Origin of the sequence: Hymenobacter amundsenii (assembly GCF_002204745.1) — a bacterium.
In the GTDB taxonomy this organism is placed as follows: Bacteria; Bacteroidota; Bacteroidia; order Cytophagales; family Hymenobacteraceae; genus Hymenobacter; species Hymenobacter amundsenii.
This window is the reverse complement of record NZ_NIRR01000006.1, coordinates 133,898-152,204: the sequence shown is the minus strand read 5'-3', so window position 1 is coordinate 152,204 and position 18,307 is coordinate 133,898. Positions and strand designations below refer to the sequence as shown.

At 64.3% G+C, this 18,307-nt stretch carries 16 protein-coding genes and 1 pseudogene; 9 read left to right on the top strand and 8 right to left on the bottom strand.

Annotation, left to right across the window (positions count from 1 at the left end; genetic code table 11):
• Window positions 1-30 precede the first annotated feature (30 nt).
• Entirely contained in the window at window positions 31-246 is a 216-nt protein-coding gene (locus tag CDA63_RS06350; RefSeq protein ID WP_394335384.1) for a transposase, read from the top strand.
• A gap of 132 nt (window positions 247-378) precedes the next feature.
• Here CDA63_RS06350 and CDA63_RS06345 read toward each other — a convergent pair whose 3' ends face one another.
• From CDA63_RS06345 to pxpB, 6 genes and pseudogenes are all read right to left on the bottom strand, one after another.
• Complete coding sequence (locus tag CDA63_RS06345) at window positions 379-2,823, bottom strand: TonB-dependent receptor (RefSeq protein WP_088463609.1); 2,445 nt, start codon at window positions 2,821-2,823, stop codon at window positions 379-381.
• Window positions 2,824-3,052: 229 nt separating this feature from the next.
• Entirely contained in the window at window positions 3,053-4,489 is a 1,437-nt protein-coding gene (locus tag CDA63_RS06340; protein WP_088463608.1) for an amidohydrolase family protein, read from the bottom strand.
• A 238-nt stretch (window positions 4,490-4,727) separates the two neighbouring features.
• Entirely contained in the window at window positions 4,728-5,909 is a 1,182-nt protein-coding gene (locus CDA63_RS06335) for an NRAMP family divalent metal transporter (protein ID WP_088463607.1), read from the bottom strand.
• On the bottom strand, window positions 5,906-6,685 hold the full coding sequence (locus CDA63_RS06330; protein ID WP_088463606.1) for a LamB/YcsF family protein: 780 nt from the start codon (window positions 6,683-6,685) through the stop codon (window positions 5,906-5,908). Before CDA63_RS06330 ends, CDA63_RS06335 begins: the two co-directional genes overlap by 4 nt.
• Window positions 6,686-6,846: 161 nt before the next feature.
• Window positions 6,847-7,868, bottom strand: a pseudogene (locus CDA63_RS06325) (5-oxoprolinase subunit C family protein).
• A complete protein-coding gene (gene pxpB / locus CDA63_RS06320; protein WP_199797505.1) occupies window positions 7,768-8,601 on the bottom strand; it encodes a 5-oxoprolinase subunit PxpB in 834 nt (277 codons plus the stop codon). Before pxpB ends, CDA63_RS06325 begins: the two are co-directional and overlap by 101 nt.
• 138 nt (window positions 8,602-8,739) lie before the next feature.
• On the opposite strand from pxpB, the gene CDA63_RS06315 reads away from it, so the two are divergent.
• The gene (locus CDA63_RS06315) at window positions 8,740-11,361 is read left to right on the top strand and encodes a M1 family metallopeptidase (RefSeq protein WP_088463605.1); all 2,622 of its coding nucleotides are present in this window, start codon (window positions 8,740-8,742) and stop codon (window positions 11,359-11,361) included.
• Window positions 11,362-11,452: 91 nt separating this feature from the next.
• Here CDA63_RS06315 and CDA63_RS06310 read toward each other — a convergent pair whose 3' ends face one another.
• Together CDA63_RS06310 and CDA63_RS06305 are read right to left on the bottom strand one after the other, a co-directional pair.
• The gene (locus CDA63_RS06310) at window positions 11,453-12,037 is read right to left on the bottom strand and encodes a hypothetical protein (RefSeq protein ID WP_088463604.1); all 585 of its coding nucleotides are present in this window, start codon (window positions 12,035-12,037) and stop codon (window positions 11,453-11,455) included.
• 115 nt (window positions 12,038-12,152) lie between these two features.
• On the bottom strand, window positions 12,153-14,447 hold the full coding sequence (locus tag CDA63_RS06305) for an efflux RND transporter permease subunit (RefSeq protein ID WP_088463603.1): 2,295 nt from the start codon (window positions 14,445-14,447) through the stop codon (window positions 12,153-12,155).
• A 228-nt stretch (window positions 14,448-14,675) separates the two neighbouring features.
• Between CDA63_RS06305 and CDA63_RS06300 the strand changes: the two genes are divergently transcribed.
• The 7 genes from CDA63_RS06300 to CDA63_RS06270 all read left to right on the top strand — a co-directional run bounded on the left by CDA63_RS06300 (window position 14,676) and on the right by CDA63_RS06270 (window position 18,306).
• A complete protein-coding gene (locus tag CDA63_RS06300; RefSeq protein WP_088463602.1) occupies window positions 14,676-14,927 on the top strand; it encodes a hypothetical protein in 252 nt (83 codons plus the stop codon).
• Window positions 14,928-15,069: 142 nt separating this feature from the next.
• Window positions 15,070-15,546 (top strand): TonB family protein, encoded by a 477-nt coding sequence (locus CDA63_RS06295; RefSeq protein WP_088463601.1) that lies wholly within the window; start codon window positions 15,070-15,072, stop codon window positions 15,544-15,546.
• Window positions 15,547-15,548: 2 nt separating this feature from the next.
• Entirely contained in the window at window positions 15,549-16,031 is a 483-nt protein-coding gene (locus CDA63_RS06290) for an SRPBCC family protein (protein ID WP_088463600.1), read from the top strand.
• Between the two features lie 71 nt (window positions 16,032-16,102).
• Window positions 16,103-16,471: a hypothetical protein gene (locus CDA63_RS06285; protein ID WP_088463599.1), complete on the top strand. Its 369-nt coding sequence runs from the start codon at window positions 16,103-16,105 to the stop codon at window positions 16,469-16,471.
• A gap of 29 nt (window positions 16,472-16,500) precedes the next feature.
• Window positions 16,501-16,680, top strand: a complete 180-nt coding sequence (locus CDA63_RS21270) for a hypothetical protein (protein WP_088463598.1) — start codon at window positions 16,501-16,503, stop codon at window positions 16,678-16,680.
• A gap of 124 nt (window positions 16,681-16,804) precedes the next feature.
• Window positions 16,805-17,101 (top strand): TIGR03643 family protein, encoded by a 297-nt coding sequence (locus tag CDA63_RS06275; RefSeq protein ID WP_088463597.1) that lies wholly within the window; start codon window positions 16,805-16,807, stop codon window positions 17,099-17,101.
• A gap of 26 nt (window positions 17,102-17,127) precedes the next feature.
• Window positions 17,128-18,306 (top strand): FAD-binding domain-containing protein, encoded by a 1,179-nt coding sequence (locus CDA63_RS06270; RefSeq protein ID WP_088463596.1) that lies wholly within the window; start codon window positions 17,128-17,130, stop codon window positions 18,304-18,306.
• Window position 18,307 lies beyond the last annotated feature (1 nt).

Below are 18,307 nucleotides of genomic sequence, written 5' to 3'. Positions count from 1 at the left end.
GACGCCGCGTATGCCGCGGCCGTACACGACATTGACTTACAGGTTATTGCCAAGCCCGAAGGCCAGACCGGCTTTGTGCTGCTGCCTCGCCGCTGGGTCGTCGAGCGCAGCTTCGGCTGGGCGGCCCGTTTCCGGCGTCTGGCCCGCGACTACGAACGGCTGGCCCTGACCATGCACCAATTCCACTTCTTGGCCTTCGCTACACTCTTACTGGCAAAAGGCGTTTTTCGCGCCACCAGTCCATAACAGGCTCTAGACCTCAGCCAAGCGCCGACCAAATAGGCCGGCCGGTGCCTTTGGGCCGGATTCTCGGTTCGAACCTATTAGAAAGCACAAGGCGGTCATGCTGAGCGCAGGGCTACCTAAATAGCTCTACCACTAAAACTCCACGATAAAGCCGATGGTGGGCAGTACGGTTGCGGCGTTGTTGTCGAGCAGCACGGGGATGCCGTTGCTGCCGTCGGGGCGCAGGGGCTGGCCGTCGATGGAGACGAACTCGGTGTTGTCGGGGGTGCGCTGGAAGGCGTAGCTGGGTGTGGCGGGCGACTTCAGGGCCAGCGCGTTCTGGATGTCGACGTAGAAATCGAAGGTGAAGCGGCGCAGGTTGATTTTCTTGTCGAGCCGGAAATCGAGCTGCTGGAAGGTGCCCAGGCGTTGGGTGTTCAGGCGGTCGTAGTCGAGCACACCGTTGCCCACGGTGAGGTAATTGGCCCGGGAGGCGGCGTTGTCGAAGGGCGTGAAGGGCGCGCCGCCGGCCAGGCGGTACTTCAGGCCCAGCTCCCAGCCCCGGCCGAATTTGCGACCCAGCAGCGCCGAGGCCAGGTGGCGGGTGTCCCAGGCCGAGGGCTTGTAGCGGCCATCGGCGCCGGTGAACTCGCTGTTGAACAGCGTGTAGGAGGCCACCGCGTAGAGGTTGCGGGTGAGCTGTTGCTGAAAGAACAGCTCGCCCCCGAAGGCCCGGCCCCGGCCGGTGCTGGTCACGGCCTCGTTGCCGAGGGCAATAAAGTCGCCACCTAGGTTGGCCAGCGAAATACCGTCGCGCACGTTCACCGGGTAGTGGTCGTACTGCTTCCAGAAGCCTTCGAGCGTGAGGCGGCGGCTGGCGCTGGGCAGAAACTCCAGGCCCGCCACGTAGTGCGTGCTGCCGATGTAGCGGTTGGATTTATTCACCAGCTGGCCGGCATTATCGCGGAAGCCTAGCAGGGTGGAGGGCGGAATTTTGTAGTAGCGGCCCACACTGGCGCTGGCGTTCCAGCGTGGCGTGAGAGCGTAGGTGGCCGAAATCCGGGGCGAAATCGTGCGCAGCAAATTAGCCCCGCCATCAGTGAAGCTGTTGCCATCGGTGCGTACGCCGGCCGAGAGCGTGAGCCGGTCGGCATCCAGAAAGGAGCGGGTGAGTTGGGCAAACGCGCCGAAGCGGGCGAAGTCGAGGCTGGAGTTGAAATTGACGGTAACGGCCGGCTGCTGCTCGGTACCATCGGGGGCCAGTACGGCCTGGCGCAGGCGGTTGAAAAAGCGGTTGTCGTAGTGGATGAGCTGGCCCACGGCCCCGTAAGCGTAGCGCCAGCGGCCGGCGCTGCGGTTCACGTCGAGGCGCAGCTTGTTCTCGGTTTCGCCCGAGCGCGTGAGCAGCACCCGTTTGCTTTCATCGCCCCGGTTAACCGAACCGCCCTCAAAAAAGTCGACTTGGTTGCTGAGCTGGGTGCGGCTGAGGGCCAGGTTGAGGTAGCCTTGCGGCAGCAGCTGGCGTAGACTCAGGCCCACGGTGTAGTTCCACTGGTCGATGGTGGGCGTGTTGCGGATGATGTAGGCCTTCTCGGGGGTGGTGGTGCGCGGCACGGCCACCTCGAAGTGGTCCAAAGCGCCCAGGCCCAGGGCCGTGAGGGTGGTCTTGGGGCCGAGCTTGGAGGTGATTTTGAACTGCGAATCCCAGTAATCGGGCCGGATGGGCAGGTCAATCAGCTTGAAGAGCACCTGCAAATAGGAGCGGCGCACGGAGGCTAGAAATGTGGTATTGGGGGCCAGCGGGCCTTCGAGCGTGCCAGCCACCTCGGTGCCGCTCAGGCGGATGTTGCCCTGCACGCGGTCGGGGTTGCCCTCGCGCTGCCGGAACTGCAGCACGCTGCTCAGCACGTTGTCGTAGCGGGCCTCGAAGGCCGAGGTGCTCAGCGTCACGTCCTCAATAAAGCTCACGTTGAGCATGCCGGCCGGCCCGCCGGCGCTGCCCTGGGTCTGGAAGTGGTTGATGACCGGCACCTCGATGCCGTCGAGGTAGTACACGTTTTCGTTGGGCGCGCCGCCCCGGATGATGATGTCGTTGCGGAAGCCGGCGGTGCCGCCCGTGCCGCCGCCGCCCACGCCGGGCAGCACCTGCACCACCTTCGAAATGTCGAAGTTGCCGCCGGGGTTGCTCTTGATTTCCTGGGCGCTCAGGCGCTGCACGCTCAGCGGTGTTTCGGCCGTAGCCACCCGAATGGCCCGACTGGCCGTCACGGTCACCTCGCCCAGCTGCTGCTGACTGGCCACCAGCTCCAGGCCCACAATGTTGGCGTTGCCGCTGGTGATAACAATGTTAGCCCGCAGCAGCGGCTCGTAGCCAATAAACGAGGCCCGCACGTTGTAGCTGCCCGTCGGAATATCAGCCAGCCGGAAGCGGCCCTGCTCATCGGCGGCCGTGCCCAGCGTGCTACCTTCCAGCGTGATGGTGGCGCCCGGCACCGGCTGCTGGGTGGCCCGGTCGCGCACCGTGCCGCTCAGCACACCCGTTTGGGCTAGGCTGAGGAGCGGCAGCAGCCAGAGTAACAGGAGGTAGAGAAAGCGCATAGGGTAGTGGAGGGATGATTAAAAAGGGGCAGAACGGCCGTAGCGCGAAGCTCCAGCTTCGCGTATCGTTGCTGACTGCCACACGACTTCGTTCAGCGACACCCGAAGCTGGAGCTTCGCGCTACAGCTGTTCTGCGTCAGCTTTTCGATTGTTCAACCCAAACCCGACCGCCGCGGAGAGGTTTCGGGCGGGCTGCTTACGCTGCCCCAACCAGCACATAGCCCGTTGCTACCGCCGCCGCACGGCTTGTAGCATCTGCCGCAACTCGGCGGCCGAATACACCCGGCCCCGGGCCACCACGGTGTGCGGGCCGCGGAGGGCCGATAGGTTGGTCAGCGGGTTTTGGTCGAGCAGCAACAAATCGGCCGCTTTGCCGGGGGCGATGGAGCCGGCGGTGGCTTCCTGGTGAAAGAAGATGGCCCCGTTGATAGTGGCCGTGCGTAGTGCCTCGGCGGGCGTGAGGCCGGCGCGCACCAGCTGGTCGAGCTCCCCAAGTAAAGCCGCACCGGGGTACACGTAGGAGTTCGAAGCCCCGCTGTCGGAGCCGGCCAGCAGCAGCACGCCGGCTTTTTGCATGCCCGGAATCAGGCTCCGGAACCGGGCTCCGAGCTGCTGGTTGAACGCCCGGGTGGCAGCCGATTGCTGCCGGGCCCCGGCCAGTCGGCGGGTGTAAGTGGCCTCAATTCTGGGGTCGATGTAGGCCAGCAGCGAGTCGCGGGAGTGGTCGATGGTGGGCAAATCGGCCAATAGCTGCTGAATGTAGAGCGTGGGCACCACGGCCGTACGCCGCTCGGCCAGCATCCGGAACGTGCGGGCGGCGGTGGCCGGGTCGTAGGTGCGGTACACGGCCGGTAGGGCCGCAAACAGCCCGATGGGCTTCGCGGAGCCCTGGCTCTGGCGGATAGCGGCCGTGATGCTGTCTTCCCGATTAGAGCAGGCCTTGAACACGTAATAGAGGTGCTCGGAGGCGTCGAGGCCCGCCGCGGACGCCTCGGCCAGCGTGGCGGTGTAAGGCATGTGGCCGGTGGTCAGCATCCCCCGCTTTTCGGCCTGCGCAATGGTGCCCAGAAACGCCTCCCGCGAAATCGTGCTCTCGTAAATCTTCACGTAATCAACCCGTAGCGCCTGCAACGAATCGAGGGCGCGGGCAATCTGGGCGGGCGTTTCTACTTCCAGCGAACCGGCCCAGAATGCGCCCGGTCCGTCTATTTTCGGACCCGAAGTGAAGATGGTGGGACCCGCCAGCTGGCCGGCCGTAATCTGCCGCTGCCACTGCTGTACGGCCGGAGTCAGGTCGCCGCCCGCGTCGCGCACGGTGGTAATGCCGTGGGCCAGGTACAGGGGCAGCAGGTTGCGGTTGGCCGTTATCAGCGAGTCGCCGCCCCTAAAATGCACGTGCATGTCCCAGAGGCCCGGCATGAGGTAGCGCCCCTGGGCGTCGATGGTGCGCGTGGCCCGCGGGGTGCTAGCCGTAGTGGCACCGAGCTGGCGGATGACGCCATCTGAAACGGCCACCGTCTGGTCGGGCCGGATGGTGCCGGTCTCCACGTCCACCACGTTGGCGTGGGTGATAACCAAGTCGTAGGCCGTAGTGGCGGGTGGGGTGGTGCAGCCGGCGGCCAGTAGCAGGGTGGCGGCGAACAGGAGTCGGGCGGGGTAGGGCATGCGGCGAAGGTAGAGCGATTCTCGGGTTAGTATCCGGTCTGTAAGTCTGTAGAGACGCGACCCATCGCGTCTCCTCGTTGAACGGTTATTGCGCAACGCCGAGACGCGATGGGTCGTGTCTCTACAGACCGTACAGTGACTTGATAAGCGCTCCAAGTAGCGCGAAACTACGGCTTCGCGTACCGTTGAACGAAGTCGTGTGGTCGTCAGCAACGATACGCGAAGCTGGAGCTTCGCCCTAAACTCCCAGCGCCTTCAGCAGCACCGAGCCGCTGAGCCAAGTCATCACCAGCACCACCAGTACCCCAAATACGGCCAGTACCAGCGGGTGGCGGTAGGAGCCTACAATGGCCGGGCGGTAGGCCGCTACCAGCAGGGTGCCCAGGGTGAGAGGCAGGATGAAACCGTTGAGTGCCCCAGCCCAAAGCAGCACCTGCACTGGCTGGCCGATGGTGAGGAATAGCAGCGTGGAAAGCACGATAAAGCCGATAATCCAGCGGTTTTCGCGGGCCGCTACTTGTGGCAGCAGGACTTTGAGGAAGGAAATGGAGGTGTAGGCCGAGCCGATGATGGACGTGACGGCCGCCGCGAACATGACGACCCCAAACAGCCGATAGCCCAGCTCCCCGGCCGCCAGCCGGAACACGGAGGCGGGCGGGTTAGCCGCATCAATGGCCAAGCCCTGGCTCACCACGCCCAGCGTAGCCAGAAACAGGAACACCCGCACCAGCGAGGCCACCGAAATGCCCAGCACGGCGCTGCGCGTCACTTCGGGCAGGGCAGCCTCGCCCCGTATGCCGGCGTCGAGCAGGCGGTGGCCGCCGGAAAAGGTGATGTAGCCGCCCACCGTGCCGCCCACCAGCGTGATGATGGAGGTGAGGTCGAGCTGGGTAGGAACGAGGGTGCGACGCGCCGCTTCGGCCAGAGGTGGGTGGGTGGAAAAGGCCACGTACACGATAGTGAGCACCAGCACCAGGCCCATTACCTGGGCGAAGCGGTCCATGAGCCGCCCGGCCTCCCGCACCAGAAAAATTCCCAGCGCCACCCCGGCCCCCAGCACGGCGCACACCGGCACCGGCAGGCCCGTGAGGGCCGAGAGGCCCAGGCCGGCTCCGCCCACGTTACCCACATTGAAGGCCAGGCCGCCGAGCACAATCAGCACCGAAATGACGCTGCCCAGGCCCGGCAGCACGCGGTTGGCAATGTCGGGGGCCCGCAGCTCGGCCACGGCAATTACCCGCCACACGTTCAGCTGCACCCCGATATCGAGCAAGATAGAAGCCAGGATAACAAACCCGAAGCTGGCTCCGAGCCGCTCGGTAAACACGGTGGTCTGGGTGAGAAAGCCCGGCCCCACGGCCGAAGTGGCCATCAGAAAAGCGGCTCCCAGCAGCACGCCCCAGTTGCGGGCCGGCTTCATACGCGGAGCCCGGAAGGCGTTTGCACCGCCACGCCGGCCACTGCCAGCGCGGCCCGCAGCCGCCGGGCGAAGTCCAGGGCGTGGGGTCCATCGCCGTGCAGGCACACTGTATCGGCCTGAATCACGACGTCCCCGCCCGACAGCGCCCGCACCCGGCCCTCGCGGACCATGCGTAGCACCTGGGCCTCGGCTTCGGCAGGGTCGGTGAGCAGCGCGCCGGGCTGGCGGCGGGGCGTGAGCGTGCCGTCGGGCTGGTAGCTACGGTCGGCGAAAACCTCGTGGGCGGTGCGCAGACCCAGCTTTTCGGCGGCCTGGGGCAGGGCGCTGCCGGCCAGCCCGTAGAGGCAGGCTTCGGGGGCCACCCGGTACACGGCTTCGGCCAGGGCCTCGGCCAGGGCGGGGTTTCCGGCGGCCATGTTGTAGAGCGCGCCGTGGGGCTTTACGTGGTGCAATGTGCCGCCCTCGGCCCGCACAAACGCCAGCAGCGCCCCAATCTGGTACACGGTCATATCATAGGCTTCCTCGGCCGAAATGGCCATTTCGCGGCGGCCGAAACCCACCAGATCGGGCAGGCCGGGGTGGGCCCCCAGGGCCACGCCGTGGTGCAGGGCCCGGCGCACGGTGTGCTTCATCACGGCCGGGTCGCCGGCGTGGTAGCCGCAGGCAATATTGGCCGACGTTATCAAGGGCAAAATGGCTTCATCCTGCCCCAGGGAGTAAGCACCGAAGCTTTCCCCCAGGTCGCAGTTGAGGTCAATGGTAAGGGTTGGATTCATGGGCAGTAAGATAGGCGGAAGTTATTTTGGTCGCCTCACCGGCACCTCACCCCCTAGTCTCCTTGGGAGAGGGGGGACTAAAAAATAGAATCCTACTCTATTTCTAGCTGCCTTAACTCTAGAAATTAAGAATTAGTCCCCCCTCTCCCGAGGAGAGGGGGCTAGGGGGTGAGGTGCTGGCTGAACTGCAACGCCACGGCCCGTTCCAGCTGGCGCAGCTGGTCTTCCTGGGCCATATACAGTTGCTGCGCCTCCTCCAAACCGATTTCCTGGAACCGCAACGTACCGCCCGGAGGCACTTGGGCCAGGCGGGACCAGTCGGCGGCGGCTACCAGGGCCAGGCGGGGGTAGCCGCCGGTGGTCTGGTGGTCGGCCAGCAGCACGATGGGCTGGCCCCCGGGCGGCACCTGCACCGTGCCGAATGTAACGGCCGCAGACAGCAGCTCGGGCGCATCGGCGGAGCGGAGCAAGGGTGGGCCCGCCAGCCGGCTGCCCATGCGGTTGGAGGCCGGCGTCATCTGGAATTCCTCGGTCCAGAAAGCCTGCTGGCTGGTCGCCGTAAACTGCCCGTATTCCGGTCCGCGCACCGCCCGCAGCACGGGCGCGGCTTCGGGCTGGGGCGTCAGGGCCGGGTCGGCGAACCAGGGCGCGGCTACGCAGGGCAATTCGGGCGAGCGGGCCAGCAGGTGCTGGCGCAGGCTAGCGGCGGCAGGAGCGGGTTCCGCTACGGGCAGCACATCATCGGTCCGCAAAGCCCGGCCCGCCAGCCCCCCGATGCCGGCCGCCAGGTAGGTAGCGCGGCTACCCAGCACCAGCGGCACGCCAGCCCGCCGGCCACGGCCAGGTAGGCCCGGCAGCCCGCTTGGGGCCGGCCAAAGGTGAGTTCGGTGCCGGCCCGCACGGCCACGGCCCGGTTCAGGGGTAAAGGCTGGCCGTTGAGCGTGATACTGAGGTCGGCACCAGTGAGGGCCAGCAGATGGTCGGCCTCGAAGCGCAGGGTGGGGCCGAGCAGGGTGATTTCGAGGGCCGCCGCGCCGGGCGGGTTGCCCACCAGCAGGTTGGCCACGCGCAGGCTTCGGGCATCAACAGGGCCGCCCACGCTCACGCCCGCCCGCCGGTAGCCGGGCCGGCCAGCGTCCTGAATAGTGGTGAGCAGGCCGGGACGTAAAATGTGCAGGCTCATGCGGCGGGCCACTGATGGAACTGCTCCGCCGTGATGGGTACGAATCGCAGCCGCTGCCCGCCCGCAGCAGGCTGGGGTCGGGGGCTTCGGGCTGGAACAGCCGGGCCGGAGTGCGGCCGATCAGCTGCCAGCCACCTGGCGTGGGCAAGGAATAAATACCGGTCTGTGCCCCGGCAATGCCCACTGCTCCGGCCGGCACTGCGGCCCGGGGGCTGGCGCGCCGGGGCGTGGCCAACTCGGTGGGCAGCCCGCCCAGATAGGGAAAGCCGGGCGCGAAACCGATGAAATACACCCGGTAATCGGCCCCGGCGTGGCGGGCCACTACGTCTGCCGGGTTCAGCCCGCAGTGCTGGGCCACCGCCTCTAAATCAGGCCCGAACTCACCCCCGTAGCACACCGGTATTTCTACCACCGGCCCGGTTTCCGCGGCGGCCGCGGCAGTAGGCAGTTGGGCCAGCCGTTCCCGTAAGGTGGCGGCCACGACTTCATATGGCGACCCGGCCCCGGCCGAGCGTACCTGCCAGGGGTCGTAGAAAACGGTGAGCGTGGTAAAGGCAGGTACCAGTTCGGTGAAACCCACAAAAGGCTGGGCCAGCAGGTAATCGGCGACGGCCTGAATGGTGGTGTTGGTGGCGTTGCTGATGAGCGTGCCGAATTCCAGCACTACGGCCGTTTCGCCTAGCGGGTAGAGGTGCGGGAGGATGGGAGCGGGCAGGGGAGAAGGAGCGGGCATCGGTGGACAAGATAGGTCTGTGGCCCGGACTTTAGTCCGTAGCTCAGCCGTTACCCGGGCTACTTGGGGGCTACAGACTAAAGTCCGGGCCACAGCGGCTAAACGGCGGTATCTTGGGCTGCCGCTTTTCCCCTCGACATGACATTTTCCGCCTTCCCGCGCGCCGTTTATCCATTGCTTTCTCTGCCCCTTTCGCTGGCGGCCTGCACCCGCGCCCCGCTGATATCGGGGGTTACGCCCGTCGCTGCTGCTGCAACTGCCGCCCCGGCCGTGGTGGCGGGCGTGAGCCGGGAGCTGGCCGAGGACCGGGCCCGCCGGGTTTCGCGGCTGGGCTACGAGTTGAGCTTGAACGTGCCCGCCGACAAGGCCGCGCCCATCGCGGCCACCGAAACCATCCGTTTCCGCCTCTCCGATGCTGGTCAGCCGCTGCAGCTCGACTTTAAGGAGCGAACGGCCAACCTGCGCGCCCTGCGCGTGAACGGCCGGCCGGTGCCCATTGACCACCACGACGAGCACCTGGTGCTGCCCGCCGCCGCGCTGCAAACCGGCCCCAATACGGTGGAAATAAACTTTACGGCCGGTAACCAGAGCCTCAACCGCAACGATGATTACCTCTACACCCTACTCGTGCCCGACCGCGCCCGCACAGTATTTCCGGTCTTCGATCAGCCCAACCTGAAGGCCGCCTTCACGCTCACGCTCACGTTGCCCGACACTTGGCAGGCCCTGGCCAACGGCCCATTGCAGGATTCGACCAGCGCAAACGGCCGCAAAACCTACCGCTTCGCGCCCTCCGATACCATCAGCACCTACCTGTTCTCGTTTGCGGCGGGCCGGTTCTCGCGCCTCGTGCGCAGTCCGGCGGGCCGCCCCATGCAGCTGCTGCACCGCGAAACCGACCAAAGCAAGCTGGCCCTGAGCCTGGACCCCATCTTCCAGATTCATGCCGACGCGCTAAGGTTTCTGGAGGGCTATACCGGCATCCCGTACCCATTTCAGAAGTTCGATTTCGTGGCCCTGCCCGATTTCCAGTACGGCGGCATGGAGCACGTGGGCGCCATCGACTACAAGGCCAGCTCGCTGTTTCTGGATGAGGGCGCGACCCAGGACCAGAAAATTGCCCGCTCCAACCTGCTGGCCCACGAAACGGCCCACATGTGGTTCGGCGATTTGGTGACCATGCAGTGGTTCAACGACGTGTGGATGAAGGAGGTGTTTGCCAACTTCATGGCCGATAAAATCACCCAGGTGGCGTTGCCGGAGTCGAACTACGACCTCAAGTTCGTCATCGACCACTACCCGGCTGCCTACGGCGTGGACCGCACCAGCGGGGCCAACCCCATCCGCCAGAACCTGGAGAATCTGAGCGACGCGGGCTCGCTCTACGGGGGCATCATCTACCACAAAGCGCCCATTATGATGCGCCAACTGGAGCGGTTGATGGGGGAGGAGCCCTTCCGCGACGGGCTGCGCGCCTACCTGCGCCAGTACGCCCACGGCAACGCCACCTGGCCCGACCTCATCCGCATACTGGACGAACGTACGCCTGCCGATTTGCAGGCCTGGAACCAGGTTTGGGTGAACCAGCCCGGCCGCCCGGTGTTCAATTACGACCTGCAAACCGCCCAAGGTAAGATTACCAGCCTGCGCCTGCGCCAGCAGGCTGAAGACGGCTCCGAGCGGATCTGGCCCCAGCTGTTCGAGGTGTTGCTGGTGTACCCCAACGGCCGCACCCGCGAGTTGACGGTGAACCAGAACGCCCGCGAAGTGGCGGTACCCGCCGCCGTGGGCGAGCCGGCCCCCGCGTTTATTCTGTTCAACTCCACGGGCCTGGGCTACGGCGTTTTTCCGGTGAGTCCGCAAGTGCTACCCGCGCTTACCGGGCTGAAAGACCCCGTGGCGCGGGCCGCCAGCTACGTGAACCTCTACGAGAACATGCTCCGCGGTGAAGTCGTCAAGCCGCTTGAATTGCTCACGACCTACCGCCAGGCCCTCACCCGCGAGCCCGAAGAGTTGAACCTGAAATTGCTCACGGGCCAAGCCAGCGCCATATTCTGGCAGTTCCTCACGCCCGCTCAGCGGCAGGCCGTGGGGCCGGAGTTGGAGAAGGACCTATGGGCGGCGCTAGCCCAAAACCCCGCGCCCAACGCCAAAAAACTGCTGTTCAAAACCTACCAGAGTATAGCCCTAAGCCAGGCGGCCCAAACGCGGCTCTACCGCATCTGGGACACCCAGCAGGCTCCGGCGGGCGTCAAGCTGACCGAGGACGACTACACTAGCCTAGCGCTGGCCCTGGCCGTGCGCGACTACCCGGCCCCCGCGCCCATCCTGGCCCGCCAACTCACCCGCATCCCCAACCCCGACCGCCGCAAGCGCATGGAGTTCCTGCTGCCCGCCCTCTCGCTCGACGTGGCCACCCGCGACGCCTTCTTCGCCTCGCTCTCCGATGAAAAGAACCGCGAAAAGGAAGCCTGGGTGACGGCCGCGCTGGGCTACCTGCACCATCCGCTCCGGGCCGCCACCTCCGAAAAATACCTGCCCCAGAGCCTGGCGCTGCTCGAAGAAATTCAGCAGACCGGCGACATCTTCTTTCCCTATTCCTGGCTCCAGTCCACGCTCGGCAGCTACCAGACGCCCACCGCCGCCCGCACCGTCCGCGAGTTCCTGGCGGCCCACCCCAGCTACAACCCCCAACTCCGCGCCAAGCTGCTACAAGCCGCTGACGATGTATTCCGGGCCGAGAAGTTGGTACGGGAGTAGATTTTTAGGGTAAAAAAGAACGTCATGCCTCATCTGGCGTCCGCGCAGTCGAAGCATGACGTTCTTTTTACTGACAACCAATAACTGATAACTACTTCCGTCGCGCTGGCCGGGCCGATGACTGGCCGCGCAACTTGAGTACGTAGAACAGCAGGCCGGCCGCAAGCAGGGCCAGAGCTACGGCCAGCAGTTCGCGGGAGGTGCGGGCGCTGGTGGCGGCATCAGCGGTGGCTTGCAGGTCGCGGAGCTTTTTGTCGCGCTGCCGGTCGCGTTCCTGGAGGTTGGTAATCTGGTTTTCCAGGTCGTAGAAGCGTTGGCGAGTGGTCGTTTGGTCGGTTTGGGCCACGGATACCTGCTGTTTCACCTGCTGGTTTTCGGCCGTTACGGCGGCGGTGCGGCGCAGGGTGGCTTCCTGTACGGCCTGGATCAGCTCAGTGTCTTTGCGGATGATGCCCTTGAGCGCATCCACAACTTCTTCCAGATCTTTTTTACTGGGTTTATTGGCCAAAAAAGCGTTGCGCTGGCGGTTGGCAGCCTCGTACTGGCTCACTAGCTGCTGGCGCTCCTGAATAAGGGCAGGCAGCGGGTCGGGGGCGGCGGGTGGGGTTGTCGGGGGCGATTGGGCGAGGGCGGCGGTGCAGGAAAAGGCGAGCAGAACGGGCAGCAGGAATTTCATGGGCGCAAAGATGGGGAGGTAATTTCAGGCCGCAGGGGGCGCGGTGTGTACGCAAAAAGCGCCGGGCAGTTCCAGGAACGACCCGGCGCCCACCGCGCCTGCTTTCGCTACAATGTCAGGGAACCACCACCGCCTCCCGAATGGCTTTGGGCTTGTGCTTGTAGAGCCACAGAATGAGAATTGGCAGCAGCGTCAGCTCGGCCACTACGCCGAACAGCAGCGTCAGGCCAATCAGGAAGCCCACGTAAAACGTGCCGTCGAACGAGGAGAATAGCAACGTCGAGAAGCCGCCGACCAGAATCAGCGACGTCACGATAACGGCTTTGCCGGCCATGAGGTAGGTTTTGCGCACGGCCTTGAATAGGTCGTCTTCCTTGAGCAGCATCAGCTTGAGCTTGCTCATGAAGTGGATGGTGTCGTCGACGGCAATGCCGAAGGCGATGGTAAAGATGATGCTCGTGCTCACCTTCATGCTCACCCCGGCCGCGCCCATCACGCCAGCCACAATCAGAATCGGCACCAAGTTAGGAATGAGCACCACGGCCGTCATGCGCAGGCTCCGGAACAGGGCCAGTACAATGATGGTCACCATCACGATGTCGAGGGTCATGCCCGTAATCATGTCGCGGCTCAGGTTTTCGTTGTTTTTGTCGATGAGGTTGGCCGAACCGGTGAGCCGGGTTCGGAGCACCGTCGAATCGACGGCGGTGCGCAGAAACTGCCGCAGGCCGCCGTTGAGGGCGTGGATTTTGATGCTGCCCACGTCGGCCATGCGGCCGGTGAGGCGGCCGGCGGTGGCATCGGGCAGGGCCAGGGCCCGGAACTCGGGCTTGCGCCGAAACAGCTTCACCTTGCGCAGCAGCCGCGCCAGCTCGTCCTCGGTAGCAGGTAGGCGGTATTCTTCTACCATGCCCCCGTTCAGGGCCTTGCGCACCGATTTGATGATGGTGACGGGCGAGGCCACGAAGTTGAGGCCGTAGCTTTTTTGCAGGTAGTTCTCAATCTGCTCGGTTTCGCGCAGCACTTCCAGATCGAACACCGTGCGGCCGGGGCCGGGGCTGAGGGCCAGCTCGAAGGGCCGCACGCCGGCAAACTGCCGCTCGAAAAACCGGAAATCCAGCTTCACCGGGTCGTTTTTCGAGAGGTCGTCGAGCAGGGCCGAGTTGATGCGGATGGTAGAGGCCGACCCGATCGAGACCACCAGCACCACGGCGCTGATGCCCACCACCCAGTGCCGCCGGGCCAGTACCTGCCGGAATAACCGGCCCAGCACGCCGTCCCAGCTGTGGCCCTGCGCGCGCGGCACCCGTAGCTGAGGCTTTTTAAGCAGCAGCAGCAGGGCCGGCAGCAGCGTGAAGCTCAGCCCAAACGTGAGCAGAATGGCAATGCCCGTAAACAGCCCGAAGTTGTAAATGGGCCGGATGGAGCTGGTCATCAGCGAGAAAAAGCCGATGCTCGTCGTCAGGGCCGACAGCCCCGAGCCGAAGGCCGATTCGCGCATGGCCACCAGCAGGGCCTGCTTTTTCTCGGCCCCGTAGCCCAGCTCCGTCACGTAGCGGGTGATGAGGTGAATGGTGTCGGACATGCCCACCACGAACAGCATCACCGGCAGCAGGGCCGTCATCAAATCGATGCTGATGCCGGCGGCCGACATCACGGCCAGCCCCCACAAAATGGCCCCCAACACCACCACCAGCGGCAGCACCACGCCCCACCAGGTGCGCAGCGCAAACCACAGCAGCCCCGTCACGAGCAGCACCGAAAGGCTCATAAATAGCACCAGCTCGTCCTGGAGCCGGTCTACGAACACCGATTGAGCCACCTGCTTGCCGGCCAGGTGGTAGTCGGCTTCGGCGAAACCCTGGCGGCCCAGCTCCCGGCGCAAGGCGTTGAGCAGCGAGTCGCCGGGCGGCTTGCTCAGGTTGGGCGAGGTCTGGAACAGGATGGTGGCGGCGCGGGCATCCTGGGAAATCAGGTTGCCCACCAGCCCCGGCGTGCGGTAAACCAGCGCCGAATCGAGGGCCCGGCGGCTGGGGTCCTGGGGGTGCAGGTAGGGGATGTTGAACACGCCCGGTCCTTCCACCACCGGGTTGCTGGCATTGGTCGGCGACGATACCCGCAGTACGTGCGCCCGCCCGCCCAGAAACCGGGTCAGCGAGTCGACCCGGACCAGAAACGAGGGCGCGAACACCGTCTGGCCTTTCGGGGCTTCGAGGCCCAGCAGCACGTAGTCGTTGTCGTTGCCGAAGCGGGCCGAGTACTCCTCATAATAGTCGAGGTCGGGGTCGCCGGCAGGGTAGAAATCGTTGAAATTGTAGTTGAAGCGCAGTTGGGCTACGAAAAAAACGGCCAGCGCCGTGAGCAGCGCGAGGGCCAGTAGCGTCAGGTGTGCGAGTCGGCGAAGGGGCATAGGGAGCGTGAACCGAAGGTAGGCGAAGCGAAGCTTGCGCTTGGCAAATCGGGGAGCAAAAATAGCACGAAGCTGCTGCTGCGCGGGGCGGCGGGGTATCTGGCGGCGGAAGCCGGAAGTAAGTCCCGCAACCGGGTGGAATTACGGCGCTATGTGCTTACTTTAGAGCAGCCGAAAGCCAACCGCCGGTTTCCACCATTTGTTTCCTCTCTTACTTATTGCCCTCCCATGAAAAACGCCCTGCTCGCCCTCGCCCTGTTTGCTTTCGTTGGTACCGCTTCCGCCCACGAAGGTGAGAAGGACGCCAAAGGCAAGAAAGCCAAGAAGGCCGCCACTACCGAAGCCAAAGCCCACTGCGATATGGCCGGGAGCATGGGTTCGGCCGGTACGCCTTCGTGCTGCATGAAAAAGGATGCCAAAGCCAGCACTGCCGCCGCTACGCCGGCTCCGGCCACCAAGGTGGTAGGGAAGTCGTTGTAGAAAACTACGGAATCATAAGAACGAAAATGCCCCATGCGCGGAAAGCACATGGGGCATTTGACTTACCAGACAATTATGGACTGGAAGCTACTCAGATTGCTGGCGCACTCCTTCCTCCCTAAATACGGCTGGTAGGCCAGGCTTGCTGCTGTTGCTGCTGCTGCCGGGCCTACCAGCCGTGGCGCAGAGTAGCTATAATCGGTGGGAAGCCCTGCCGGTGGCCGCCCCGCCACCGAGCACCAAGGGCCACCAGGACTCGTTGCGCCGCGCGGAATTATGGGCGAAAAGTCCGTTGGTGAAGCGTGGTATTAGCCAACCCACCCGCAACGAGCTAGCGGCAGCTAAGGCTACAGGCTACGCGCACTTTGTCGGGAATAACATAAAATGGCCTATTGAAGCCCTGAAAGCTCAAACGGAAGGCGTGATAACCCTGCGCCTTGCCGTTGATGAGGCTGGGAATGTGCTGAGTGCCCAGGTAGTCGGCAGCACTGTTCCGGCCGGGGCAGTCGGAGAGGCGGCTCTGCAGGAGGAGGCCCGGCGAGTTTTCCGGCAGCTACGGTTCGAGCCCGCCGCCGGGGCTACCGAGGAAGAAGTGAAGGTATCGTTCATCGTACAATAGAAATGCCCACCCTCGAAATCCTAACCCACATCAACGCCCCACCGGAACGCTGCTTCCGGTGGGCCTTGAGCGTGGACCTGCACGCCATTTCCACCCGCCAAACCGGCGAAACCATCGTGGCCGGCGTCCGCAGCGGCGTGCTGCAACTCGGCGACTCGGTCACGTTCCGGGCCCGCCACTTCGGCGTGTGGCAGACGCTGACAAGCCAGATAACCGCGCTGGATGCGCCCCGCTACTTCTGCGACGAAATGCAGCGCGGCGCGTTCCAGTACATGCGGCACGAGCACTATTTCGAGGCCCAGGAGTCGGGTGGTACATTGATGCGAGACGTATTTGAGTTTGCCTCCCCGCTGGGCTGGCTGGGTCGGCTGGTTGATGCGTTGGTGCTGGGGCGCTACCTGCGGGCGTTTCTGGAGGAGCGTGGGCGCGTGGTGAAGGAATACGCCGAAACGGAGGCCTGGCGCACGGTGCTACCGGCCAACTAAGAATAGAGTCTCATGCAACTTTGCCACTAGAGTTTAACTCATGTTGTAGTATCAATCCTGTCTTGAACATTATGCTTTACAACCGTTACTATCTGCTGCTCCTAATGGCCCTTTTAAGCTTTGGCAGCTGTAAAAAGGATTGTGGAATATCTCCTGCTGGATGCGCAACGGAGGGGCCGATACGGATGCGGGCCGACAACTGGCAGGGGCTGGTCAAGTTCGACTCAGCACTAAATGCCTTCGTGGTGCGGTATGCAGTGCCCGGGACCTTTGATTCGGTCTACTACGGGGTTGCCTGTGGGCTGCCGGAAGCGTTGCAAAGCGAAGGACAGAAGGTAGAGTTCAGTGGTAACTACCGCGACCATCCGGGGTCGGGACAAATCCTGGCAGCTGGATCAAAATATTACGCCCTTGAAATAACCAGCGCCAGCGCCCGTTAGCGGCGGTTATTAGGTAGAAGACCCGCCTGATGCCTTGGTGTTTAGGCGGTTTTCTCTGTTATTATCTCTCCCACCTGTTCTTCTTTCCCCAATTCATTAGTACTACTCTGCTCCAGCACATCCTCGACTGCGGCACCCGCAAAACCGACCGCATCGGCACTAGCACGCTCCCGGTGTTCAGCTACCAGATGTGGTTCAATTTGCAGTAGAGCTTCTCACTGGGCTTGCTGAGCTGGGTAGTGGAGAGGCTAGACCGCTGGCCGAAAACATCTGCCGAAACCCGGTGTTTGCACAAGCGCCGGGCGAAGCTGCCCCGATTCAACCCGCCGCCTTATGTCCAAAAATCCCGCGCAACCCATCATCCTGTCTCCTGCCGACATTGACCGCGTTATTGAAATGGGTTGGGAAGACCGCACGCCCTTCGACGCCATTGAGGCGCAGTTTGGCTTGGCCGAAAAGGATGTTATTGCCCTCATGCGCCGCGAAATGAAGGCGTCCTCGTTCCGGATGTGGCGGGCGCGGGTGACCGGCCGGGCCACCAAGCACAGGGCGCTGCGCCCCGCCGATGTAACTGGCTTCAAGAGCGACCAACAGCGCAACATTTCGCTTAACAAAATCAGCAAGCGGTAGCGCGGCTGCCGCGCCCGACTGCCGCCATGAGCAAGCACCTGCCCAAACTGCACGCCGGCCAGGCCCAGCCCGAGGCCGCCGCTGCCCCCGAAATCAGCTTTCCGACCCGCTACGAGGAGGTGCTGGCCCGGGTGGCGGCCATCGACCCGGGCCGCTACGGCCGCTCGCGCAACTTTCTCAACGGCGCCCTTACCTACCTCTCGCCCTACCTGAGCCGGGGCGTTATCAGTACCCGGCAGGTGTACGACGCCCTGCTGGCCCGCGGCTTCGCCTTCGACGACATGCAGAAGCTGGCCAGTGAGCTGGGCTGGCGCGACTTTTTCCAGCGGGTGTGGGAGGCGAAAGGGGAGGACCTGTTCACCGATCTGCGCCAGCCCCAGCCCGGTGTCCAGCACCGGCAGCTGCCGGCCGCCCTGCCCGCGGCCAGTACCGGCATTGCGGCCGTCGATGCTCACATCGGCCGCCTCTACGCCACCGGCTACCTGCACAACCATCTGCGCATGTACGTGGCCAGCCTGGCCTGCAACATCGGGCGGGCGTACTGGGCGGCCCCAGCGGCCTGGCTCTACTACCACCTGCTCGACGGCGACTTGGCCAGCAACACGTGCAGCTGGCAGTGGGTGGCGGGCGCATTTGCCAGCAAGCAGTACTACTGCAACCAGGAAAACATCAACCACTACACCGGCAGCCAGCAGCGCCACACCTACCTCGATGTGGCCTACGAGGAGCTGCCCGCGCTACCCGTGCCCCCAGCGCTTCAGGCCACCCTCGTGCCCGATTTCACCACGCCGCTGCCCGTTACGCCCGCCCCGGTGATTGATCCGGCGCTGCCGCTGCTGCTCTACCACAGCTACCACCTCGACCCGCAATGGCGCGCCGAGGAGCCCGCCAACCGGGTGCTGCTGCTGGAGCCCTCGCACTTCCGGCGCTTCCCGGTGAGTGAAGCCGTGCTGGCCTTCATCCGGCAACTGGCCCTCGACAATATTGCTGGCGTGCAGGTATTCGTGGGCGAAGTAGCCGAGTTGGTGCAGCTGGCCCAGGTACCTGCCATCTATACCCGCCAGCACCCGTCGTCGGGCCACTACCCCGGTACCCACGACGCCCGCGTCTGGCTGGTGCCGGAAGTGACCGGCTACTTCCCCGGCTTCTTCAACTACTGGAAAAGGTGCGAAAAGGTGCTGCGCCGGCAGGAGGTAGGGTCGTGAC

Coding starts and splice junctions, on each gene's coding strand:
- CDA63_RS06345 (WP_088463609.1), bottom strand. CDS start 2,823: ATGCGCTTTCTCTACCTCCTGTTACTCTGGCTGCTGCCGCTCCTCAGC.
- CDA63_RS06340 (WP_088463608.1), bottom strand. CDS start 4,489: ATGCCCTACCCCGCCCGACTCCTGTTCGCCGCCACCCTGCTACTGGCC.
- CDA63_RS06335 (WP_088463607.1), bottom strand. CDS start 5,909: ATGAAGCCGGCCCGCAACTGGGGCGTGCTGCTGGGAGCCGCTTTTCTG.
- CDA63_RS06330 (WP_088463606.1), bottom strand. CDS start 6,685: ATGAATCCAACCCTTACCATTGACCTCAACTGCGACCTGGGGGAAAGC.
- pxpB (WP_199797505.1), bottom strand. CDS start 8,601: ATGCCCGCTCCTTCTCCCCTGCCCGCTCCCATCCTCCCGCACCTCTAC.
- CDA63_RS06315 (WP_088463605.1), top strand. CDS start 8,740: ATGACATTTTCCGCCTTCCCGCGCGCCGTTTATCCATTGCTTTCTCTG.
- CDA63_RS06310 (WP_088463604.1), bottom strand. CDS start 12,037: ATGAAATTCCTGCTGCCCGTTCTGCTCGCCTTTTCCTGCACCGCCGCC.
- CDA63_RS06305 (WP_088463603.1), bottom strand. CDS start 14,447: ATGCCCCTTCGCCGACTCGCACACCTGACGCTACTGGCCCTCGCGCTG.
- CDA63_RS06300 (WP_088463602.1), top strand. CDS start 14,676: ATGAAAAACGCCCTGCTCGCCCTCGCCCTGTTTGCTTTCGTTGGTACC.
- CDA63_RS06290 (WP_088463600.1), top strand. CDS start 15,549: ATGCCCACCCTCGAAATCCTAACCCACATCAACGCCCCACCGGAACGC.
- CDA63_RS06285 (WP_088463599.1), top strand. CDS start 16,103: ATGCTTTACAACCGTTACTATCTGCTGCTCCTAATGGCCCTTTTAAGC.
- CDA63_RS21270 (WP_088463598.1), top strand. CDS start 16,501: ATGCCTTGGTGTTTAGGCGGTTTTCTCTGTTATTATCTCTCCCACCTG.
- CDA63_RS06275 (WP_088463597.1), top strand. CDS start 16,805: ATGTCCAAAAATCCCGCGCAACCCATCATCCTGTCTCCTGCCGACATT.
- CDA63_RS06270 (WP_088463596.1), top strand. CDS start 17,128: ATGAGCAAGCACCTGCCCAAACTGCACGCCGGCCAGGCCCAGCCCGAG.